This window comes from Neobacillus sp. D3-1R, from assembly GCF_052180215.1.
Classification (GTDB): Bacteria; Bacillota; Bacilli; order Bacillales; family Cytobacillaceae; genus Pseudoneobacillus.
In genome coordinates, this window is record NZ_CP197471.1 from 3,152,749 (window position 1) to 3,175,273 (window position 22,525).

The 22,525-nt window shown below is 35.8% G+C and carries 28 protein-coding genes and 1 other annotated feature; of the genes, 2 read left to right on the plus strand and 26 right to left on the minus strand.

What is annotated here, in order from left to right; genetic code table 11:
* Positions 1-72: 72 nt before the first annotated feature.
* Positions 73-240 (minus strand): hypothetical protein, encoded by a 168-nt coding sequence (locus ACSBPO_RS16245; RefSeq protein ID WP_442595088.1) that lies wholly within the window; start codon positions 238-240, stop codon positions 73-75.
* A gap of 250 nt (positions 241-490) precedes the next feature.
* Here ACSBPO_RS16245 and sigK point away from each other — a divergent pair, with 250 nt between their 5' ends.
* A complete protein-coding gene (sigK, locus tag ACSBPO_RS16250) occupies positions 491-1,207 on the plus strand; it encodes an RNA polymerase sporulation sigma factor SigK (RefSeq protein WP_442595090.1) in 717 nt (238 codons plus the stop codon).
* Positions 1,208-1,570: 363 nt separating this feature from the next.
* On the opposite strand, the gene ACSBPO_RS16255 is transcribed toward sigK, so the two are convergent.
* From ACSBPO_RS16255 to ACSBPO_RS16295, 9 genes are all read right to left on the minus strand, one after another.
* Positions 1,571-1,711, minus strand: coding sequence for a YrzI family small protein (locus ACSBPO_RS16255; RefSeq protein WP_442595092.1), 141 nt, complete (start codon positions 1,709-1,711; stop codon positions 1,571-1,573).
* Between the two features lie 53 nt (positions 1,712-1,764).
* A complete protein-coding gene (locus tag ACSBPO_RS16260; RefSeq protein ID WP_442595094.1) occupies positions 1,765-1,914 on the minus strand; it encodes a YrzI family small protein in 150 nt (49 codons plus the stop codon).
* 36 nt (positions 1,915-1,950) lie between these two features.
* Entirely contained in the window at positions 1,951-2,100 is a 150-nt protein-coding gene (locus ACSBPO_RS16265) for a YrzI family small protein (RefSeq protein ID WP_442595096.1), read from the minus strand.
* A gap of 36 nt (positions 2,101-2,136) precedes the next feature.
* Positions 2,137-2,286 carry a YrzI family small protein gene (locus ACSBPO_RS16270; RefSeq protein ID WP_442595098.1) on the minus strand — a complete coding sequence of 50 codons (150 nt, stop codon included), beginning with the start codon at positions 2,284-2,286 and terminating at the stop codon, positions 2,137-2,139.
* A gap of 350 nt (positions 2,287-2,636) precedes the next feature.
* A complete protein-coding gene (locus ACSBPO_RS16275) occupies positions 2,637-2,894 on the minus strand; it encodes a YrhC family protein (RefSeq protein ID WP_442595100.1) in 258 nt (85 codons plus the stop codon).
* 339 nt (positions 2,895-3,233) lie between these two features.
* On the minus strand, positions 3,234-4,370 hold the full coding sequence (locus ACSBPO_RS16280; protein WP_442595102.1) for a bifunctional cystathionine gamma-lyase/homocysteine desulfhydrase: 1,137 nt from the start codon (positions 4,368-4,370) through the stop codon (positions 3,234-3,236).
* A 3-nt stretch (positions 4,371-4,373) separates the two neighbouring features.
* A complete protein-coding gene (gene cysK, locus ACSBPO_RS16285) occupies positions 4,374-5,297 on the minus strand; it encodes a cysteine synthase A (RefSeq protein ID WP_442595103.1) in 924 nt (307 codons plus the stop codon).
* 73 nt (positions 5,298-5,370) lie between these two features.
* Positions 5,371-6,072, minus strand: coding sequence for a 5'-methylthioadenosine/S-adenosylhomocysteine nucleosidase (gene mtnN, locus ACSBPO_RS16290; RefSeq protein ID WP_442595105.1), 702 nt, complete (start codon positions 6,070-6,072; stop codon positions 5,371-5,373).
* Positions 6,073-6,088: 16 nt separating this feature from the next.
* The gene (locus ACSBPO_RS16295; protein WP_442595107.1) at positions 6,089-6,727 is read right to left on the minus strand and encodes a class I SAM-dependent methyltransferase; all 639 of its coding nucleotides are present in this window, start codon (positions 6,725-6,727) and stop codon (positions 6,089-6,091) included.
* Between the two features lie 165 nt (positions 6,728-6,892).
* Here ACSBPO_RS16295 and ACSBPO_RS16300 point away from each other — a divergent pair, with 165 nt between their 5' ends.
* Positions 6,893-7,102 carry a DUF2536 family protein gene (locus ACSBPO_RS16300; protein WP_442600394.1) on the plus strand — a complete coding sequence of 70 codons (210 nt, stop codon included), beginning with the start codon at positions 6,893-6,895 and terminating at the stop codon, positions 7,100-7,102.
* A 329-nt stretch (positions 7,103-7,431) separates the two neighbouring features.
* Here ACSBPO_RS16300 and ACSBPO_RS16305 read toward each other — a convergent pair whose 3' ends face one another.
* The 16 genes from ACSBPO_RS16305 to ACSBPO_RS16380 all read right to left on the minus strand — a co-directional run bounded on the left by ACSBPO_RS16305 (position 7,432) and on the right by ACSBPO_RS16380 (position 22,505).
* A complete protein-coding gene (locus ACSBPO_RS16305) occupies positions 7,432-8,151 on the minus strand; it encodes a YrrS family protein (protein WP_442595109.1) in 720 nt (239 codons plus the stop codon).
* A gap of 97 nt (positions 8,152-8,248) precedes the next feature.
* Positions 8,249-10,003: a peptidoglycan D,D-transpeptidase FtsI family protein gene (locus ACSBPO_RS16310; RefSeq protein WP_442595111.1), complete on the minus strand. Its 1,755-nt coding sequence runs from the start codon at positions 10,001-10,003 to the stop codon at positions 8,249-8,251.
* 108 nt (positions 10,004-10,111) lie between these two features.
* Positions 10,112-10,588: a transcription elongation factor GreA gene (greA, locus tag ACSBPO_RS16315; protein ID WP_442595113.1), complete on the minus strand. Its 477-nt coding sequence runs from the start codon at positions 10,586-10,588 to the stop codon at positions 10,112-10,114.
* Positions 10,589-10,831: 243 nt separating this feature from the next.
* On the minus strand, positions 10,832-11,467 hold the full coding sequence (gene udk / locus ACSBPO_RS16320; protein ID WP_442595115.1) for a uridine kinase: 636 nt from the start codon (positions 11,465-11,467) through the stop codon (positions 10,832-10,834).
* Positions 11,468-11,470: 3 nt separating this feature from the next.
* On the minus strand, positions 11,471-12,739 hold the full coding sequence (locus ACSBPO_RS16325; protein ID WP_442595117.1) for a peptidase U32 family protein: 1,269 nt from the start codon (positions 12,737-12,739) through the stop codon (positions 11,471-11,473).
* Between the two features lie 71 nt (positions 12,740-12,810).
* A complete protein-coding gene (locus ACSBPO_RS16330; RefSeq protein ID WP_442595119.1) occupies positions 12,811-13,740 on the minus strand; it encodes a peptidase U32 family protein in 930 nt (309 codons plus the stop codon).
* Positions 13,741-13,745: 5 nt separating this feature from the next.
* Positions 13,746-14,384: an O-methyltransferase gene (locus tag ACSBPO_RS16335; protein WP_442595120.1), complete on the minus strand. Its 639-nt coding sequence runs from the start codon at positions 14,382-14,384 to the stop codon at positions 13,746-13,748.
* 311 nt (positions 14,385-14,695) lie between these two features.
* Positions 14,696-15,826: an endolytic transglycosylase MltG gene (mltG, locus tag ACSBPO_RS16340; RefSeq protein ID WP_442595122.1), complete on the minus strand. Its 1,131-nt coding sequence runs from the start codon at positions 15,824-15,826 to the stop codon at positions 14,696-14,698.
* A 189-nt stretch (positions 15,827-16,015) separates the two neighbouring features.
* A complete protein-coding gene (locus ACSBPO_RS16345; RefSeq protein WP_442595124.1) occupies positions 16,016-16,297 on the minus strand; it encodes a DUF1292 domain-containing protein in 282 nt (93 codons plus the stop codon).
* A 12-nt stretch (positions 16,298-16,309) separates the two neighbouring features.
* Entirely contained in the window at positions 16,310-16,726 is a 417-nt protein-coding gene (gene ruvX / locus ACSBPO_RS16350) for a Holliday junction resolvase RuvX (protein ID WP_442595126.1), read from the minus strand.
* Positions 16,727-16,728: 2 nt separating this feature from the next.
* Positions 16,729-16,995, minus strand: coding sequence for an IreB family regulatory phosphoprotein (locus ACSBPO_RS16355; RefSeq protein WP_442595128.1), 267 nt, complete (start codon positions 16,993-16,995; stop codon positions 16,729-16,731).
* A gap of 94 nt (positions 16,996-17,089) precedes the next feature.
* Entirely contained in the window at positions 17,090-19,723 is a 2,634-nt protein-coding gene (alaS, locus tag ACSBPO_RS16360; protein WP_442595130.1) for an alanine--tRNA ligase, read from the minus strand.
* A 53-nt stretch (positions 19,724-19,776) separates the two neighbouring features.
* Positions 19,777-19,986 (minus strand) — a binding site (T-box leader).
* A gap of 54 nt (positions 19,987-20,040) precedes the next feature.
* Positions 20,041-21,120 carry an AI-2E family transporter gene (locus ACSBPO_RS16365; protein ID WP_442595132.1) on the minus strand — a complete coding sequence of 360 codons (1,080 nt, stop codon included), beginning with the start codon at positions 21,118-21,120 and terminating at the stop codon, positions 20,041-20,043.
* Between the two features lie 552 nt (positions 21,121-21,672).
* Positions 21,673-21,804 carry a YrzQ family protein gene (locus ACSBPO_RS16370; protein ID WP_442595134.1) on the minus strand — a complete coding sequence of 44 codons (132 nt, stop codon included), beginning with the start codon at positions 21,802-21,804 and terminating at the stop codon, positions 21,673-21,675.
* 24 nt (positions 21,805-21,828) lie between these two features.
* On the minus strand, positions 21,829-22,017 hold the full coding sequence (locus ACSBPO_RS16375) for a hypothetical protein (protein WP_442595135.1): 189 nt from the start codon (positions 22,015-22,017) through the stop codon (positions 21,829-21,831).
* A gap of 17 nt (positions 22,018-22,034) precedes the next feature.
* Positions 22,035-22,505 (minus strand): PRC-barrel domain-containing protein, encoded by a 471-nt coding sequence (locus ACSBPO_RS16380; RefSeq protein WP_442595137.1) that lies wholly within the window; start codon positions 22,503-22,505, stop codon positions 22,035-22,037.
* Positions 22,506-22,525: the final 20 nt, after the last annotated feature.

Genomic DNA, 22,525 nt, shown 5'->3' on the forward strand with positions numbered 1-22,525 from the left:
AATATTTTTAGAAAATTTCTATTATTATGCATATAAAAAAGCCTATGCAAGCGCATAAGCTTTTCTAAAAAATCATCTATAACATCCACTAAAGTACCACCAACCACCAAATATCAATACTAATACTAGTATAACAATGAAGAATGCATACCATGCTCCACCGCTTACAGCATATGGGGGCGGATACGGATAAGGATATGGAGCTGGGTATCCATATGAAACTGGGTAACCGTATGGCATAATAATCCCTCCTTTTCCCCAAGTTTTCATTCTGTTTATCAAATAAATAAACAGGTATTATTAATAAAATATGTTAGGACAAATGCCTTTGTATGGGCTTTTTTTAAACTGGCTAAACTTTTAAGGAATGGCTACATAAACTATAATTTGAAAGATTTTCCTTTAAAAAATATTATATAGGACAGACACAATCCGTTAACCCTTCACATAGGAATTAGTTATAGGCAAAAGTCCTAACGGGGGTGTTAAAATGTCCGGTATCTTAACTGCACTAGGTTTCTTAGTTAAAGAAATCATTTTTCTAGTCTCATATGTGAAGAATAATGCCTTTCCACAACCTTTATCTGCTGCTGACGAACGAAAGTACCTAAGATTGATGGCAGAAGGCGATTCACATGCACGAAATATGTTAATTGAACATAATTTAAGACTTGTTGCACATATTGTGAAAAAATTCGAAAATACCGGTGAAGATTCAGAAGATCTCATTTCGATTGGTACCATTGGGTTAATAAAAGCTATTGAAAGTTATTCAGAAGGAAAAGGAACAAAGCTCGCAACATATGCAGCCCGTTGTATCGAAAATGAAATCCTTATGCATCTTCGTGCTCTAAAGAAGACAAGAAAAGACGTTTCTTTACATGACCCAATCGGTCAAGATAAAGAAGGAAATGAAATCTCCTTAATTGACGTTTTAAAATCTGAGTCAGAGGACGTTATTGAAACCATACAGCTAAATATGGAACTAGAGAAGATTAAGGAGTATATTGATGTATTGGATGAAAGAGAAAAGGAAGTAATTGTGGGCCGCTTTGGCCTAGATTTACAAAAAGAAAAAACACAGCGTGAAATTGCTAAAGAGCTTGGAATATCAAGAAGCTATGTGTCTAGGATTGAAAAACGTGCCTTAATGAAGATGTTCCATGAATTTTATCGTGCAGAAAAAGAAAAAAGAAAAAAAAGATAAGAACAAAAAAGCATTAGCCTCGGGCTAATGCTTTTTATAATTAATCAACACTTACTTCAGCTGCAATCACACAACCGATTACACCAGTAATGATAAGTCCTAATACCATCATGAACATATATAGGCACCCCTTTTTTTAAAAATAGTATACCATATATCTTCGATTTATCTACATTCTTATCGTGAAAATAGTATATCAATTTGACTTCTTTTTACGAAAAAAAACCGTTAATAATAACACATGTAAAGACATAAAGATCCTCCTTATTTCGGTCTTTAGGTGGTATCTTTCATCACCCATAAGCATTTTTTACATCTAAGTTTTCTATAAATCATTTCATTACCACCTTTCTGAATTAAGAATTAAAATAAACGATAAAAATTCATTTGACGATTTCGATGTTCTTCTTCAATTTTCTTAATCATTTGATGATGCAAATACTCTTTTTCACTGATCAATCTTTTTTTAATAGTTACCGTAAGAAATAAGATGTTTAATGTCATTATGATACACCTCCCTTATATTTTTAAAAACACGATTCCATGTATACCAATAATTAATACATTCTCTGCATATGAAGCATTTGATAAATACGATTTCTATTTTCCTCTTCCATTCTTGCGATCTTATTTTCATGTATATATTCATTTAGATTTTTTGATCTTTTTTTAATCGTTACCGTTAAAAATAAAATGTTTAATGTCATATAGCTCACCTCTCAAAATTCAGCTTTTGTACCCGATTAATACATACGTTGATTATGAAGTATTTGGTACATGCGATTTCTGTTTTCTTCTTCCATTCTTTCGATCTTATTCTCATGAATATAATCATTTAGATTCTTTGCTCTTTTTTTAATCGTTACCGTTAAAAATAAAATGTTTAATGTCATATTGCTCACCTCTCAAAATTCAGCTTTTGCACCCGATTAATACATACGTTGATTATGAAGTATTTGGTACATGCGATTTCTGTTTTCTTCTTCCATTCTTTTTATTTTATCTTCAAATAAGTAGTCATTTGTTGAATTTGTTCTTTTCTTAATGGTTACCGTTAGAAATAAAATATTTAGTGTCATTCCACTCACCTCCTTTAGTTCCATAGGCAGAAAAAAACCGCAGGAAAATAGACCCCTGCGGCTTTTTAGACATAAAAATGCCACAGGTCACAATTCTCCCTGCGGCATGGAAAGTTATATTCACAAAAAGTAATTACTGAGTGAATCCATTCCAATAGGTCGAATGTATTTTTGTTTCATATGAAGTTTTATTGTTTAATAAAGATAACTTTTTCATCATTCAACCTCCTAATCAGAATTTTTTCACTTACCTTGGTAAGTATAACCACTTTAATATTACATGTAAACCCCTTTTTTGGATTTTTTTTCAAGTTTTGTAAAATATAAAAAAAACGCCTATCAAAGGCGCTTTATTTCTTCATTAAAAAATTTTGACCTTCTTCTGTATCCTCTAATCTTTTTCTTAACTTTTTTGACTGGAAGAAGAAAAGGATGGAAAGAGATAAAAACAAGATGGTTCCACCCATACCAACCAACTGGTTCATTTGTGTGGAATCTTTGGGAATAATCACACCTAAATATAAAAACACTGCAACGGCCAATAATACTGTTGCAAAGCGATGGAAATCTATCATTTTTTCGTAGACTTTTTTAATCTCTATTTTCATATTTCATCACCTATCATAATAGAAATAAGAACTCTCTTTTTCTACTTTAACATAGATAACATATAAATAGAGCTTGTAATTAATAGTAGAATTACCAAGAAATTATTTATAAAAGGCTCTGTTATACAAGGATGTTGATTTCCGCTGCAGGCACTCGCTTTCCGCGGGGCGTGCGGTGAGCCTCCTCGTCGCTATCGCTCCTGTGGGGTCTCACCTGTCCCGCTGCTCCCGCAGGAGTCTCGCGCCTTCCTCTCCAATCAACCTAGTGTAAAATCAACACAGCTCATTTAAAAGAGCCTAAAAAAAACTATCCTTTTAAAGGATAGTCTAGTAATCTTATTAATTTTCTAATGCCTGTTTTAAATCTTCCAATAGGTCTTCAACATCTTCAATCCCGACTGAGATTCGAACTAAACCATCGGTTATACCTAATTCAGCCCTACGCTCTGCTGGAATAGAAGCATGCGTCATTCTGGCTGGAACGGAGATAAGACTCTCAACAGCTCCTAAACTTTCAGCTAAAGTAAAATAATGAAGCTTAGCCAGAAGTCTATCTGCTGCCTCACCGCTTCCTACATCAAACGATAACATGCCACCAAAGCCTTTTGCTTGTTTCTTTGCAATTTCATGGTTTGGATGTTGTTCTAAGCCTGGATAGTACACCTTTTTTACGTTGGGATGTTCTTGTAAAAACTGTACGATTGCTTTCGTATTGCTTTCCGTTTCTTCCATTCTGACGCCAAGAGTTTTAATCCCTCTTATTAATAGCCAAGAATCCTGAGGGCCAAGTACGCCACCTGTAGAGTTTTGTACAAAATGCAAATCTTCTCCTAGTTTATCGTCAGCAACTACTACTAATCCAGCCACTACATCACTGTGTCCACCAATATACTTAGTAGCACTGTGTAACACAATATCCGCTCCTAATTCAATTGGTGTTTGCCAGTATGGTGTTGAAAAAGTATTATCAACAATCGTTAATAAATGATTTTCTTTTGCTAATTTAGCAGCAGCTGCAATATCAGTAATTTTTAGTAATGGATTAGTTGGGGTTTCCAGGTAAATCGCTTTCGTATTTGGGCGAATAGATTTAGTAATATTCTCCAAATGGCTCGTATCAACAAATGTGGACTCAATCCCAAATCGATTTAATACCTTTGTCATAACTCGGAATGTCCCGCCATATACGTCATCCGTTAAAATGATATGGTCACCACGGTTAAAAAGCATGACAACAGCAGTGATGGCGGCCATTCCTGAACCAAAAGCAAATCCTCTTTTACCACCCTCAAGATCCTTAATTAGTTCCTCAAGTGCATGACGGGTAGGGTTTCCAGTTCGAGAATATTCAAAGCCCTTATGCCCACCTACCCCTTCTTGTTTAAAGGTGCTTACCTGATAAATCGGAACTGATACTGCTCCAGTATGTGGGTCATTACTTATTCCACCATGAATTAACTTTGTTTTTTGTCTCATCCTCTAGACCCCTCCCTCATATATTTTTTTACTTAAGTATCTTTCACTGCTATCTGGGAAAACAACCAAAATATTAGCAGGTTTTTTTAATTTTTCAGCCTCTAAGATAGCTGCATGCAGTGCTGCACCAGAAGAACTTCCAACAAGAAGTCCTTCTTTTAAAGCCACTTCTTTAACACGGTGAAAGGCATCTACATCTGATACTGTATGAATGGCGTCAAAAAAGCTTACATCCATATATTCCGGTAAAAACTCCATGCCAATTCCTTCCGTTTTATGTGGACCAGGTTTTCCACCGTTTAAGATAGAGCCTTCTGGCTCAACAATGACGGTTTTAATGGAAGGATTTTTTTCTTTTAGATATTTTGCCGTCCCCATAAATGTGCCACCTGTACCCGCTCCAGCAATGAAAATATCAATATGACCTTCTAGTTGCTCCCAAATCTCAGGTCCTAATGTTTTGTAGTACGTCATAGGGTTGGCAGGATTGGCAAACTGCTGCGGGCTATAGGAATTAGGGATTTCTTTTAACAATTCCTTAGCTTTTGAAATAGCCCCTTTCATCCCCTCAGCAGTTGGCGTATGAACAATTTTGGCCCCGAGTGCTCTCATTAAATCCTGTTTTTCCATACTAAACTTTTCAGGAACACAGACAACTACTTTATATCCGGAATTTATAGCTGCTAGGGCTAAGCCTATTCCCGTATTACCAGCAGTTGGTTCAATAATAGTCCCGCCAGGTAGTAGTTTTCCACTTTCGACAGCTTCTTTTAAAAGTTCCAAACCTAAGCGATCTTTTACACTTCCACCAGGATTCATAAACTCCAATTTAGCAAATATACGTACGCCTTCTGTAAGATGGAAATGATTGATTTCAACAATAGGTGTATGACCAATTAATTGGTGAACATTTTGATAAACCTTCACAATAAGTCCGCCCTTTATCGTTTGATTCAGTCATTTTCCTTAAGCAAATATACTAAGAACGGTTCCCCAATAATTACTGTTCCTTCACTGCTTTAACGATTTTCATTACTAAGTTAGCTGAATTAACAGCTGCTTTTTCTAAATATTGTTCAAATGAAAGATTAGATTCTTTCCCTGCAATGTCTGACAAAGAGCGTATAATAACAAAAGGAGTTTGGAATTGATGTGCGACTTGAGAAATAGCAGCAGCTTCCATTTCTACAGCTTGTAAATCTGTAAACTTACCTCTGACAAACTCTACACGAGTTGGTTCATGCATAAATGAATCTCCTGTTGCAATTAAACCTTTTACAACTTGAATATCATTGATTTCAGTTGCAGCTTTTTCTGCTATTTTGACTAATTTTTCATCTGCTGTAAAGGCTGGTGGAAGCTGTGGTACTTGCCCATATTCATACCCAAAAGCTGTTACGTCCACATCATGATGTCGAACTTCTGTTGATATGACAACATCTCCAACATTTAGTTTTGGATTAAATCCCCCGGCAGATCCCGTATTAATCACTACATCTGGTTTAAACACTTCTAATAGAATGGTTGTTGACATTGCAGCGTTTACTTTTCCAATACCTGAGCGTAATAAAACTACTTCTGCCCCATTCATTTGACCAGATGTAAACTCACAACCCGCAATCGTTGTTTGCTCTTTGTTCTCAATATGATCACGTAATAAAGTCACTTCTTCTTCCATTGCACCGATGATTGCTATTTTCATTGATAAACCTCTTTCTTTACTTTTTTTCAGCCTCTAAAATCCATACAAATTTATTACATGAAATAAAACGGACCTCAAATCCATTTTTCTCGAGCATTTCTTTTAAAACAGGAATCGTTGTATAATATTCTGTTTTTAAATCCATTGCAAGATTTAGATAGCCCTTTGATAACGCATCTTGGATAGCTTCTTTATAAGCTTCCTCAGACTCGTACATCGTATCCGCAAAGACTATTTTACCACCAATAGCTAATTTCTTTCCATATTTCTCAATGGCTTGTTCTTTTTCTTCATCGGTTAAATGGTGAAAGGCATACGTGCTGACAAATGTATCTACAGGATCAGTTTCAGGGAAAATAATAAAATCTCCATCAAGTATTTGAGTTTGCATTCCAAGCTTTTCTATTGCGATTTTCCGCATAGCAGGTGATGGTTCTATACCAGTTACTTGAAGATTTCTTCTCAACAATTTAGAAGTTAAGTTGCCTGTTCCTACACCAAACTCGACAACATGCCCGTTTGCACGATTAGCAACCTCTTCTAAAATGGCTTCATAGTTACTGAAAACCTCCATATATTCTTCATCATGACCTACTACCGTTTGATCATAAGAATCTGCCCATTGTTCAAATATATTTAAAAATTCTCGTCCCACGTTATTCACTCTCCACTATATACTCATAATTCCTATGAGTATACTATGAATTAAAAAATGACCTGTTCCCAATTTAACACAAACATTTAAATCATTCAATAAGAATTGATTTGTATTCGATTAAAAAATAAAATATAAGTATGGAAAAGGAGAGGACAGATATTGATGAATCTACAATTAGATCTAATTGAAGATAAAGTAGAATTATTTGAAGCAAGGGATTTACCTTCTCTTGAAAAAAAAATGAACGAACGAATCGAAATAAACAAATCGATACTATTAAAGGTACACTCAGCCTCCCACCAAATGCATGTCGACCAAAATGGAGCCACTTTTTACACGGCACTTGTTCACTTCAAAAACAACAAAGCCTAAAAAGCTAGACTTCATCGCTTTAATGCAAAGGGGGTCTGACCCCCACCGCTTTAAAGCGGTGAAGGTCAGACCCCTTTGCTTAATGGTTAAGAAAGTATAACTTTTTGGGATTCCGAAAATTGTCTAGCTCCAGCAGGGAAGAAAGTACTTCATTTCTTCCTGCCTAGCCCCTCGATGGAAGAAGAAAGATCACTTCTTCCTTGGTCAAATAACCTCTAGCGTAAGAAGTCAAAGTCCAGACTTCTTACAGGGAAAAAATAAACTTCTTTTTTCCTTGCTAGAGAACATTTGCTTGTCGGGGCTTACCAAGGCGCTTGCGCTTTTCTTTTTTATCTTCTATCATTTTCTATTAACTCTTCGGCCTTTAGTGGTTTCCATCCTTGCCCATCTACCCATTCAATGACTACACGATAAATTTTAGATTGGTCTTTGGAAGTGATTGTGCTAATTGATTGACTTCCTGATTCATTATTTCTTCCTAAAAACCAAACTGTCATATTACTTTGTTCCACACCTGTCGCATATGAAATAGCTTGAAGCATTTCTTGCCAATCAGCTGAATTTTGATCGTATACCGTTACATGTTCACCTGATTGGGAAGTTCCTACAGGTTTCCAATCAGGGTTTGTAATAGTGGCTTTCACATTGGGGTCGCTTCCACCCTCGGTTACAACAGTCTCTGAATCGGTTTCACCCTCAGTGCTAGTTTCTTCAGATGTTGTATCTTCAGTAGTGGAATCATCTTCCTCGATGGTAGAATTTGAATCTTCTTCCTCTTCAACGCTCGATTCTGAAGAACCCTCTTGTGCGTTATCTATATTCGTTTCTTCTTGATTTGTTTTGTTATTTTCTTTTGTTTCAATATTTTTGCCATTTTCATTGGATGCGGTAGACTCATCATTGCCGCCGAAAAAAATGGATGCTGAAACAACAATGATGAGCAGTAATACAAGTACAATTAAACTATTTAATATTAAATTAGTTTTTCTTCGTTTTGATCTTTGAGATAACCGTGAATCCCCTTTAAAATCGAAATCCTTATGTTTCATATTGATCTCTCCCTTGCATCATTCTTGGTACAATTGCCACTATTTTATCATGTCTAACTTAGAACTTGAAGAAATAAGGCATGCCCAAGCTTTTTTTCTATTCATTGTCAATCTCATATATTGCTTTGACCATGTCTGCAAACAATGGATTAACCCCTCCCTCATTGGATGGAACTCCTAAATTAACAGTTACGAGGGCATACCTAGGATTTTTATAAGGGAAGTATCCAGCAAACCATTTATTATGTAATTCTTCATTGTTTGCCATTATTCCTGTTTGAGCTGTTCCAGACTTACCTGCCACTTCGTAAGGAAGGTCTTGAAACCATCTCCCCGTTCCATTCTCATTCATAACAACTTCTCTTAAAAGTTTTTGTAATTTCATGGCTGTATATGGTGCAATGGTTTCACCTGGAATGGACTTTTTCTTAAATTCCGCCATGGTGGTTCCATTTTTATATTCAATTTTAGAAGCTACTCTAACCATTTCTTTTTTTCCTCCTCGGGCTATCGTAGCCATCATATTGGCTACTTCTAACGGAGTAATTCTTACTTCATGCTGTCCAATACCTGAAAAATAAACAAAATTTTTATCTTTTTTTGCATCCTCTGAAGTAAAAACTCGTCCCTTTTCTTCGTCTTTTAATTGCTTAAATCCTTCAAAATGATAAACGTCACCTTGCCATCCTACTTTTTCTGTTAAGCTTAATCGACTGGCATAGTCTTCTAATATATTGGGATCAATGTCCTTTAACTCTCTAGCCAGTGTACCAAAAGTATTGTTGCAGCTCCTTGCAAAACTATTGGTGAAATCTAACTCCCCATATTGATGCTGCAAATCCGGCTTTCCATTAATTACATTACAATCAAACAACCGATCCGGATTATCAAGCTTATAATCGATAGCAGCTGCAGCGACAACCGTTTTAAAAACAGAACCCAAGATTTGTCTTTCAAGCATCATATTGTGCATCCCTAAACCATTATATGGATCTTTTTGATTAATATTCGGTCTTGAAACCATGGCTAAAACAGAATTATCTTGTAAATCGAGTAAAACCAGCCCGCCTTTTTTAATTCCATATTGATCTACCAATTTTTCAGCTGCCGATTGAAATTTAGTATCGATGGTTGTTCGTATATTAACAGGATAAAATGGATTTGCTGGGTCAACATACTTCACATTTATACCAAATAATGGAGAACCGTCACCATCTACATGGTAAACCAGCTTGGATTTTCCTTCAGGTAATAAAAATTCATCAAAACTTGCTTCCATTCCTGAAACACCAATTAAGGTTTCATTTGATAATTCTTTATCTGGATATCTTCTTTTTAATTCTGTTGGATTTTCACGTACAATTCCGATAAGTTGTTCCGCTGGATAATTAGATAAATTATATTTTTTTTCTACGGCAAAAACGCCTGGTATATTTAGGGCATTGATTTTTTCCATTTGATCATTTGATAAAAGAAGAGGTTTCGGCTCTCCTAATGCAAAAGGTTTATCATTTTTCTCTATTTCTTTCATGATCGTATAATCTGACACGCCTAAAATGCGGGCCACTTCGTTAACCTTCCATTCCATCTTGTTTAAAAACGGAAATAAAATTAAAACTGGAAGCCTCTGTTGGGTTAGAAGTTGTCCGCTTCTATCAAGAAAATTTCCTCTTCCATTATCAACAATCATTTCTTGTGACCGTTGATTAACACTTGCTTCAATTAGGTTTACATGGTGTTTTGTATAATCCTCAGTTGAAACCAATTGAATTTGAACAAGCCTTCCTATCAAAAAGGAGATTCCCGCTAACCAAAAGCATAAAGATATGATTGCTCTTTTTTTCCACTTCATCTTTTCCACCTCTCGTCAAAAGTTTTGACGAGATCCATCAATTTCAAACGGTCAAATTCATAAAACAAAAGGACTTATCTTTAAAAGATAAGTCCCTTAGCTTAGAAATTATTTAATTTCAGTAATTTTTACAACCATGTCTCCACCTGGAGTTTGTACAGATACCTCATCGCCAACCTTTTTACCTAATAGGCTTTTAGCGATTGGTGAATCATTGGAGATTTTTCCTTCAAACGGATCAGCTTCTGCGCTACCAACAATAATATAGGTTTCTTCTTCTCCGTCTGGTAATTCAATAAATGTAACGGAACGTCCAAGTGCAACACTATCCGTACTCATTTCTGCTTCATCGATGATTTTTGCATTTCGAATCATATTTTCTAGAGTCGTTATACGACCTTCGACAAAGGCTTGTTCTTCTTTTGCAGAATCATACTCAGAATTCTCGGATAAATCCCCAAAGCTACGAGCAATTTTAATGCGCTCTACAACTTCTTTTCGTTTTACCGATTTTAATTGTTCTAATTCTTGCTCAAGCTTTTCTTTTCCAGCTAGGGTCATTGGAAATACTTTTTCTGCTGCCAAGACACTCATCTCCTTCTAGTCTTCACAATCCCCCATAAGATTGCGCTTCCAAATAATAATATTACTTAAAAAAGTATGTAAGATGAGCGCGTCCGTGTAACGGGCGCGCGTATTTTAGCTCAAGCCTGAGCTATCTATTCTCTGTTACTGAGGAAGATACTTGCATGTCTTCCTATTGTTTTTGATTATAACTGATTTTCATAAAGAAATTAACAGAGTTTAAAGATTATCTATGCTATTGTTTCATAAAAAAGACTTTTGTTCAAGAATTGTTTGAATTTTAGTAACCATTAAATCAATTGCTACGTGATTATGCCCACCTTCTGGGATAATGACATCAGCATATCGTTTTGTAGGCTCTATAAATTGATTATGCATTGGTCGAACTACACCAACATATTGATCGATAACAGAATCTAATGTCCGCCCTCTTTCCTTAATATCTCTTAAAAGACGTCTGATAATGCGAAGATCAGCATCTGTATCGACAAAGAGTTTAATATCCATTAGATTTCTTAGACGTTCATCCTCTAATACTAAAATTCCTTCTAAAATTATAACATCCTGAGGTTGAACATGAATGACTTGATTGGATCTTGTATGAACCGCATAATCATAAACTGGCTTTTCAATGGCTTCATATTGAAGTAATTTGTTAATATGCTCAATTAATAAGTCATTATCAAAGGCAAGTGGATGATCATAGTTTGTCTTTAGACGTTCTTCAAATGGAAGATGACTTTGATCTTTATAATAAAAATCCTGTTCAAGCATTAAAATAGAATGACCTTTAAATGAATCGTAGATAGACTTTGTTACACTTGTTTTACCAGAGCCAGAGCCCCCAGCAACACCGATAACAACTGGTTTGCGCTTCATCCCTTAGATCTCCTTTCGCATCATGTTGTTAGGGAAAACTGGCTGTTGAACCTTAAATTTCACAATTTGTAATGGGTGGCGAGCTGCATCTAACTCATTCCCTTGTTCGTCCCAAACTTTTTCAATAACCTGTGTGAAATTCTCAATTTCAGGACCAAAGAATTCAACTTCTTGACCAGCCTTAAAGAAGTTACGTTGTTGTAAGGTAACGATTTGTGTTTCTGGATTATAATCTAACACTAAGCCAACAAAGTCAAATGTGGTCTTTTTGCTATGATTTCCAAACATTTGCTCTTTATACCCAGGAACACTTTCGAAGAAAGCTGAAGCTGTGTCACGATTTGCACATTTATCTAATTCCACAAGCCATTCTTTTTCAATTTTAAAATTGTCTGGATCTGCGCAATAAGTGTCAATAACCTTACGATAGACACTTACAACGGTAGCGATATAGTGAATTGATTTCATGCGGCCTTCTATCTTCAAGCTATCAATTCCCATTTCAATCATCCGAGGAATAGATTCAATCAATTTTAAATCCTTTGGACTCATGGCAAATGGAGCATCTTCATCTTTGAAAAGTGCTTTTTCTTCATCTGTAGTTTGTTCGTATAAATCATAGTCCCAACGGCATGATTGACAACATCCGCCACGATTTGAATCACGAGCAGTCATATGGTTACTTAATGTACATCTACCTGAATAGGCTATACACATGGCACCATGGATAAACGTTTCAATCTCAATATCTACTTTTTCTTTCATTTCCTGAATTTCTTCCGCACTTGTTTCACGTGCCAAAACTACACGTTCTAATCCTTCTTCTTTCCAATACTGTACAGCTTTCCAGTTTGAAAGGGATTGTTGAGTACTTAAGTGAATTTCAAGATTTGGCGCAACCTTTTTACAAGTTTCGATGATTAAGGGATCCGCCACGATAATTCCCGCTACACCTGCAGCCTGAAGTCCTTCTAAATATTCTTCCAGACCAGCCATGTTTTCGTTATGAGCAAAGATATTGGTTGTAACATAAATTCTTGCCCCATATTTATTAGCGAATTCTACGCCTTCCTTCATTTCTTCAAAGGTAAAGTTATCGGCGTTTGAACGTAATCCGTATTCTTGGCCACCAATAAAAACGGCATCTGCGCCGTACTGGACAGCTATTTTTAATTTTTCAAGATTACCTGCTGGCGCAAGTAACTCTGGCTTTTTCACAATGATACGTTTTCCATCAACGATTTGAGAAATGGGTTGTTTCGTTGTGACCATTATAAAGTACCTCCTTAATGTCTTACTGTCGACCTATCTTTTAGGCAATAACACCTGTACATTTTTTATTTTTAATAAACTGTTTCTTTAAAGAAGAATCCAGTATCGAGTGGACGATTTTCCGGTTGGATGGCTTCCATTTGTTCAAGAAGCTCGCCCTTTTTATCCTCATATAGATCTGGATCTTCGAAATATAAATCAATGGCTTCACGATATAGCTTTGTTACAGAAATAATATATTCTGAACTATGCAGAATTCCATCTATTTTAAAGGAATCAATACCAGCTTCTAAAAAGTCTTGAAGCTCATCAATGATACAAATATCATTTGGACTCATAATATGTGTCCCATTCTCATCTTCAAAAATAGGATATTTATTTCCGCGTTCTTTGTCATGCAAAATCATATTTTTTTGTTGCTTTTGATTTTCAATATCCATTGTTTTTCCTTGATATTCAAAATAATTACCTAGCAGGGAGCGTTTGGATTGGAACATCGCTGTCATGCCATGTACTTGAACTTCAATTTCAACCTCAGCATTTTCTTTGATTTCAAGAATAGCATCCATATTTATTTCTCGAGCTAACACCGCTCTTTTTGAACCTCTTTTCCCCCAATAATTGCAGGTATACCAGTTAGTTGCAGTTGTTTCAGTGTTCCAATGTAAAGGCATATTTGGAGCCGCTTCTCTAGCCATCATTAAAACGGCAGGATCGCCAAAAATAACAGCATCTGCTCCGACTTCATTTAGAAAGCGTAAATAATCACCAAGCTCGTCTATTTTTTCATTATGAAAAATAGCATTCATCGCTACATATACTTTTTTTCCTTTTTCATGTGCGATTTCAATTGCCTTCTCTACTTCTTCACGATTAAACTCTCCAGCAAGTCTTAATCCATACCGTTGTTCACCAATAACAAAAGCATCAGCTCCAGCTTCCATTAAAGGGAGTATATCTTCAAGCTTAGTAGGAGTTACTAATAATTCTGTTTTCTTCATACCCTTCACCTCTTTTTACTAATAGCAATTCCATCTCCAACTGGAAAAATGGCTGTATCATAGTCAGGATGATTCATTAACCAATCATTAAACTGATCAATTTTCTTTACCAAGCTGCGGATTCGCTTATTTTCAATATGTTCATGGCATACAAGTCCTTTAAAAAGAATATTATCTGTTAGAATAATTCCATTTTCACTTAATTGCCTAGAGTATATTTCAAAAAACTTTTGATACTGACCTTTTGCGGCATCAATAAAAATAGCATCAAATGGCCCGAAATTTTTAATCGTGTCTTCCACCTCAAGGGCGTCCCCTCTAATCAAATGAATTTGATTTTGTTTACTCGCTCTTTCGATATACTGTTCTGCACGACTTGCACGCTCTTCATCTCGTTCAATGGTGATAATCTTAGTATCTGGCAAAGTAAAAGACATCCTTAGTGCTGAATATCCTATAGCTGTACCTACTTCAAGAATATTTTTCGGACGATGGATACGCAAAATTTGAAGTAACGCTTCTATTCCAATTAACTCCATTATTGGAACATCCTGTTCTTCTGCATATTTTTCCATTTCCGCAAATAGAGTGGTTCTATTAGGTATTTTATTTTCTATATATAATTGCAACTCTTCATTAATCAAGTTGCATCACCTCTATCCTTGTTCATGATTTAGGCATGAAAAAAAGCGTTCACAGGGTGATGACTGATCATGATGAAAAAGATTCATCATTCCCGATTCAAGCGATTGCTTGACCTTTCACTACTGTGGATAACGCTATCTACTCGTATATAAAACAAACTACATTTAAACACTTGAATATTTTATCACAAAAGCGAAGGGAATGCTAATTTTTCTGCATTCCCTTTTTTTTGGTAAAGCTGTATTCGTATAGAATGAGTTTAAGTAAAAATAGTTCTTTTGAAAAAATGTATTAAGTAAGAAGATGATCACTAATTGTTATTCGTAATATGTTCTTCCTTTTTTTGATTATGTTCTTGCAATGACTTAGAAAATAGTACTTCTCCTTCGGCAGTTGCTAGGAAATATAAGAAATCTGTTTCCTCTGGGAAAAGTGCTGCTTCAATTGACTCTGCTCCTGGATTTGCAATAGGACTAGGTGGTAACCCTAATACTTTGTAGGTATTATAGGGAGAGTCCACTTCCAAATCTTTATAGTAAACTCTAGTCTTATGCTTACCTTGGGCATAAAGGACGGTTGGATCTGTTTGTAATGGCATTCCTTCATCAATGCGATTATAAAAAACACTAGCAATCGTATGACGGTCTACTTTTTCTGTTGCTTCTTCTTCAATTAAAGACGCCATTGTAAGCATCTGGTGTACCGTATAATTTTTTTCTTTCATAACATCAGAATACTGCCCAACAATTTCTGTTGTTTTATCTAGCATTGTTGAAACAATTTCTTCTATGGAAGGGTTTGTTTCATAAAAAGAATAGGTCGCAGGGAACAGGTAGCCTTCTAATGGATACTTAATTTCTTTTTCTAATATCTCATCCGTTAATAAATCAGGGTATTTTTCCATCAAATGTTTAATGAATTTCGGATCATTGAATGTTTTAAAAACATCAGCCGGCTTTTGTTTTGTTTTATTAGCGATGATTTCGGCAATTTGTTCTAATTGTATTCCTTCCGGCAGTGTAATTTTTAAGACTACTTCTTTCGTAACCTTCCCCGTCTTTAAGTTATCGATAATTGTAGGGAAGGTCATCGAAGGGCTTAATAAATATTCCCCCGCCATAAAACCAGATTCATTTTTAAACTTTACATAGTATTTAAACACTTTTGCATTTTTAATAATCCCATTTTCTTGTAAGATTTGAGAGATACCCGTTACAGATGAACCTATCGGGATGACAACCTTTTTTTCTTCTTTACTTTCTGCATTGACTGGCTGCAGGGCTGATTTAACGTATAGGTACCCACCTCCAGTAATACCACCTACTACTAATAAAAGAACAATGGTAATAACTAATACAATTCTTCTTGCAATTTTTGCTTCTTTTTGTTGTTCGATTAATTTTTCACGAATGATATCTTTTTTGGTTTTTTTTTCGTCCATACTTCTTCCCCCTAAATATACAGGGATTCCTTCTTTCTTCCCTCTGTGTATCATGAATCCATATTATACTATATTTTCATGTTCATTTTGCAGAAATATTAAGATTCTTAACAGTAATTGTCGTTTTTTCTTAGGAAAAAAGCAAGTATAAAGAAAAAAGAGTTGACCATTTCTGGTCAACTCTTTTTTTTAGTCTTCTTGCTCTTCTAAGAATGTATTTAACATTTCTTCGATTAAATCCCATTCCTCGTCTGTTTCAATTGGCATTAACTCGCCATCTTGATTATCTTCACTAGGAATAAAAGCTGAAGCATGAATTTCGATATCTTCTTCATCATTTTCATCGCCAATTGGATAATATAAAACATACGATTTACCAAACTCATCAGAATCGAAGGTAAATAATACTTCACACAAAATTTCGTTACCTTGTTCATCTACAACTGTAATATTGTTTTCTCCGTGGTTCATTCTCTCACCTCATTAATTTTTACTGTCAAGATATCCTTGCAGGATCATGACAGCCGCCATTTTATCAATGACCTTTTTACGTTTTTTTCGACTAACATCCGCTTCTAATAAGACTCTTTCTGCAGCCATAGTCGTTAAGCGTTCATCCCAAAGAATAGCCGTAATCCCGAATCTAGATTCAAGCTCATTAGCATATCTTTGGCTTGCTTCACCTCGTGGTCCGATTGTACCATTCATATTCTTTGGAAATCCAACCACTACTTTTTCAATTTGATACTCTTTGATCAATTTTCCGATCTGCTCAAAGCCGAAAGAGTTTGCCTCTTCGTTGATTTTCAATGTTTCCAATCCTTGAGCAGTCCATCCTAATTCATCACTTATTGCAATGCCGACTGTTTTAGAGCCGACATCGAGACCCATTACACGCATGTTTATCCCTCACGATGTTTCTTTAAATAAGACTTCACTAGTTCCTCGATGATTTCATCTCTTTCCAGTTTACGAATAATATTTCTCGCATCCTGATGTCTCGGGATATAGGCAGGGTCACCTGATAATAAATAACCTACAATTTGATTAATAGGATTATATCCTTTTTCATGAAGAGCTTCATACACTTTCAATAATACCTCATTTACATCATGTTCATACGGCTCTTCTTGAAAATTAAATCTCATCGTTTTATCAAATGAGCTCATTATTAGCACCTCGCTTTTTTTATGGCAGCGATACTGTTGATACATTTGTTAATTGTTACCTATATTCTACACTAGTTTGTCCCAATGTTAAACTTTAAACGGTTTGAAGCATTTCTTCAACATAATTTAAAGCACTTTCTAACTTATTAGGATCTTTACCACCAGCTTGAGCCATATCTGGACGGCCACCACCACTACCGTCACAACGTAAGGCAACCTCTTTTACAATTTTTCCTGCGTGGTAGCCTTTATCAAGTAAATCGTTTGTCACTGCAGCAATTAATTGTACCTTACCTTCTGTACCAGTTCCAAGTACGATGACCCCAGATTGTAATTTTTGTTTTAAATCATCTGCCATATTTCGCAAATTATTCATATCTGTAGCCTGAACTTTAGCAACTAAAACTTTCACACCATTAATTTCTTTGACTTTAGAAACAAGATTCCCAGCTTCAATGTTGCCCAATTTGGTCGCAAGTGATTCATTGTCTCGCTGTAATTGTTTCATTTCTCCTAAAAGTGTATCTACACGTGTTAAAACATCTTTAGGATTTGATTTTAATTTTTCAGCTACTTCTTTTAAAAGACTTACTTGAGAATTTAAAAGCTTATAAGCTTCCTCACCTGTAACAGCTTCAATTCTTCTTGTTCCAGCTCCAATTCCGCCTTCAGAAACAATTTTAAATAAGCCAATCACTGATGTATTTGGTACATGGCATCCTCCGCAAAGCTCAATACTATAGTCAGCAACTTGAACCACACGAACGATATCACCGTATTTTTCACCGAATAAAGCCATAGCTCCCATTTGCTTCGCTTCATTGATTTTCTTATTGTCAATTTTGACCGAGATACTCTTCCAAATTTGTTCATTTACGATTCTTTCAATTTGCTCTAATTCATGCGGTTGAATTTGACCAAAGTGAGAAAAATCAAAGCGTAAACGGTCAGGTTCAACAAGGGATCCGGCCTGATTTACATGCTCTCCTAATACATCTTTTAATGCTCTGTGTAATAAATGAGTTGCCGTGTGGTTTTTAATAATCTTTCCGCGATTTTCTTCATTCACTTTTGCTTCCACTTGTTGATTTACTTTTAACGTACCTTGTTCAACGATGGCAGAATGTAGGTTTTGACCATTAGGAGCTTTTTGAACATCTTTAATGGAGACCTTTAACCCAGCTGCTTCAAGAGTTCCTTTATCTGCAATTTGTCCACCACTTTCAGCATAAAATGGAGTTACATCCAGCATTAATTGAACTTCTTCCCCTTGTTGAGCTTGTTCAATTGGTTGACCATCTTTTAATAAAACAGTCACAACAGTACTAGTTTGTAATTGATCGTAACCAACAAACTTACTTGCAGTCGTAATTTCCCCTAACACTCCGCCTTGAACCTGCATGGAATCAACATCTTGACGAGCAGCACGCGCACGTTCACGCTGAAGCTCCATTTCCTTCTCAAAGCCTTCGTGATCAACTTTCATTCCTTCTTCTTCTGCGTACTCTTCTGTTAATTCCACAGGGAATCCATACGTATCGTATAAACGGAAAACGTCTTCACCTGAAATGAAGTTACTGCCTTTTGCTTTTTCCTTTTTGATCACACTAGATAAAATAGCTAGACCATCATGAAGAGTTTCATGGAAACGCTCTTCTTCGTTTTTCATTACTTTTTGAATAAACTCTTCTTTCTCTTTCACTTGAGGATAAAAATCCTGCATGATTTCACCAACAACAGGAACAAGTTCATACATAAAAGGACGGTTAATATTAATTTGTTTAGCGTAACGAACAGCACGGCGCAGTAACCGACGTAAAACATATCCACGACCTTCGTTTGAAGGAAGAGCACCGTCACCAACAGCAAATGCAACCGTACGAATATGGTCGGCAATTACTTTAAAGGCAACGTCCTTCTCTTTATCTGTACGATATTTTACACCTGAGATTTCTTCTGTAGCATTGATGATTGGCATAAACAGGTCAGTGTCAAAGTTTGTTGGCACATTTTGAACAACGGAAGCCATACGCTCAAGGCCCATACCAGTATCAATATTTTTCTTAGGAAGTGGAGTATACGTTCCGTCTGGATTATGGTTAAATTCTGAGAAAACTAGGTTCCAAACCTCTAAATAACGTTCATTTTCTCCGCCTGGATATAATTCTAAATCACTTAAATCATTACCGTATTCTTCCCCACGGTCATAGAAAATTTCTGTATTTGGACCACTCGGGCCTTCACCGATATCCCAGAAGTTTCCTTCGAGACGAATAATTCTTTCTTCTGGCACCCCAATTTTATTTTTCCAAAGCTCAAATGCTTCTTCATCCTCGGGATGGATCGTAACGGATAACTTTTCTTTTTCAAAACCAATCCACTTTTCACTTGTCAAGAACTCCCAAGCAAAATCAATTGCCTCTTCTTTAAAGTAATCACCGATAGAGAAATTCCCTAACATTTCAAAGAAAGTATGATGACGAGCTGTTTTTCCTACATTTTCAATATCATTGGTACGAATGGATTTCTGTGCATTTGTAATTCTAGGGTTATCCGGAATAACACGGCCATCAAAGTATTTTTTCAACGTTGCTACTCCACTATTAATCCAAAGCAACGACGGGTCATCATGAGGTACTAATGGTGCACTTGGTTCAACAGAATGTCCTTTTTCTTTAAAAAACTCTAAAAATAAACTACGGATTTGCGATCCAGTTAAATTTTTCATCCTAATTTCCTCCTAATATTTTTTTGAGAATACAAAAAAGCCCTCATCCCCAAAACAGGGACGAGAGCATGCCTCGCGGTACCACCCTGATTATGAATGAAGAATCCTTCATTCATCTCTCAGCTCCTTAACGCGGAAAACGGCAGGGATTAGCTGCATTCCGGACTAGCTTTCTGTCATCCTTCATTTAGAACTTCTTTCAGCCTGGGAAGTTCCTCTCTTTTAAATGGACTATAACATACTTGATCCTTCTACATTTTTTCCTATAATTCTTCTTTATAGCCGAATTATATCTACTGAAAAAAGCTTTGTCAATGTCACGAGTTATCAATCGCATCATTCTTTTTGATAAAATGATTCCTAGCATGTAAAATGGCCACTTTTAACACGGCTAATATTGGAACAGCTAAAATAAGGCCAACCACTCCGCCAACCTCGCCACCTGCCAGCAATGCTAGCATGATCATTAGTGGATGCATATGTAAACTCTTCCCTACAATTAATGGTGAAAGTATATTTCCCTCTAAAAATTGCAGAACTAGAATAATAATTAGCACAAAAATAATCATTTTTACGGAGATGGTTGCGGCTATAATCACGGCAGGAATCGCACCAATGACAGGCCCGAAATACGGAATAACATTGGTTACCCCAATAATAAACCCTAATAATAATGGGTATTTCATTTTTACAAACCAAAACAAAATAGCAGAAACCACACCAATTACGATACAAACTAGAAGTTGTCCTCGTATATAACTTCCTAACGATTCATTTACATCTCTTAAAAAAAGCACACCTTGTTTTCGCCATTTTCGAGGTGTTATATACCACGCAGCTTTTTTCAACGTATTAATATCCTTTAACATATAAAAGGCAATAAACGGGATGATGGCAAGTACAAAAATCGAATTAAATACATTCACCATACCACTTAAAACGAGACTTAAAATACCTTCTACTCGCTTTTCAAGCGCGATAATACCAGTTTCAATTCTTTCATGGATTCCTAGTGGCCAATGAGCAGTCTGTTTTTCGATTACATTATTCCAGCTTCGGTATTGATTCGCAAATTTGGGAGCGCTCTCAGATAAGTCTCTTAGCTGAGTAATAAAAGCAGGAACCCCTAAATATAGGGCATACCCCACCCCACCAAAAAAAAGGCTATATATGATAATAACGGCTAAACCGCGGTGAAGACCCATCTCATGGATTCTTTCAACAAGTGGATGTAATAAATACGTGATAAGAGCGGCAATGATAAAGGGAAAAAGTACGGTAAAAATGAGTTCCACAATCGGTAGCCATACCATTTCAATCTTTAAAAAAACATATAAAACCACAAAAAGTAAAAGGAGAAAACCTAATCTGTAATACCATTTCATCTGAATATTCAATTCGTCTCCCTCCTTTTCCATAGTTTGAATCAGGAGGGTGGAAATATTCATTAAGTTCGGAAGTAAACTTGCAGGGAGCTTTTAGAAACATTAAGCGGGATTTTTTAACTCGAGCATATATCCCTGAAGGTCGAGCATAAATTTTTTAACTCGAGCATTTCTCCCTGAAAGTCGAGCATATATTTTTAAACTCGAGCATTTCTCCCCGAAGGTCGAGCATATATTTTTTAACTCGAGCATTTCTCCCTGAAAGTCGAGCATATTTTTTTAAACTCGAGCATTTCTCCCCGAAAGTCGAGCATATATTTTTTAACTCGAGCATTTCCCTTTGAAAGTCGAGCATATATGCAAAAACTTTTATCCTAAACTGAAAAATAGTCTCAAAAAGTCTTATAAATTCATCAATATTTGATTTAAATCCTTAGTTTTATGATGAAATTCAAATAAAATGGCCTATTTTTATAAAAGTTTCCTTCCAATTCATCACAACTTTTTACATTTAACAAAAAAAAGCTAACTAAAAGGACTTCCCCCTTTTAGTCAGCTTTTCCATTAAAACATTTTAGTAATTCTCTTCGTCATTTTGCGCATTTGACGGTTAGACATTAGATTATTTTTTTGTGCATAGTTATAGGCAACCATACCCGCACCAAAAGCAATGGCAGAGGTCAACATTTTATTCATCACGTTTCACCTCTTCTTTAGTTGTTAAACACTATATCGACGATCCTCTTCTTCAAAAAGATCATCTAATGAGCTTAAACTACCGTCTTCTTCCACTTGGTGGGTATGAATCATTCCCTTAGCGATGGATAGCTCTATAAAGCAACTCCAGCAATAAAATTGATTGATTCCGATTTTTCCGATATCCTTGCTTTGACAATTTGGACACTTCATGAAATAGACACCTCACGTTATTTAACCTTCACGATGATGGCATCTTTTCCGATTGCAGGCGAATCAGAGGTTTTTACGACTTGCTTACCTTCGGTTATATCCGAAAAGAAGCCATCCGATATCTCATACCCTACAATGGTGCCCAATTCTTCCAGAAAATAAACATCCTCCAGTATCCCCAGTTTTTGTCCTTCTGAGGTCATCACAATTTTTCCTTGCAGACTGTGCTGGTGATCAAGAGTAAATTCTGGTGTATTTGGCAAAGTTTCAAGTTTATCTTCGTCCTCAATCATGACTCCATCCCAACCAAAGGAAGTCACATCTTGAATATCAATTAAAAGGCTTTTTTTAAAGAGACCACCCTTTTTAATTAGCAAGCCTTTTACCATACCACTACCTGAAATGCTTAAATCACACACTTCACCAATTTTTTTACCTTTTTTCAATTCATAAACTGGAAGCCCTTTTAGTAAAGAAAATGTCCGCAAATAAAATCCCACCTTTGCTG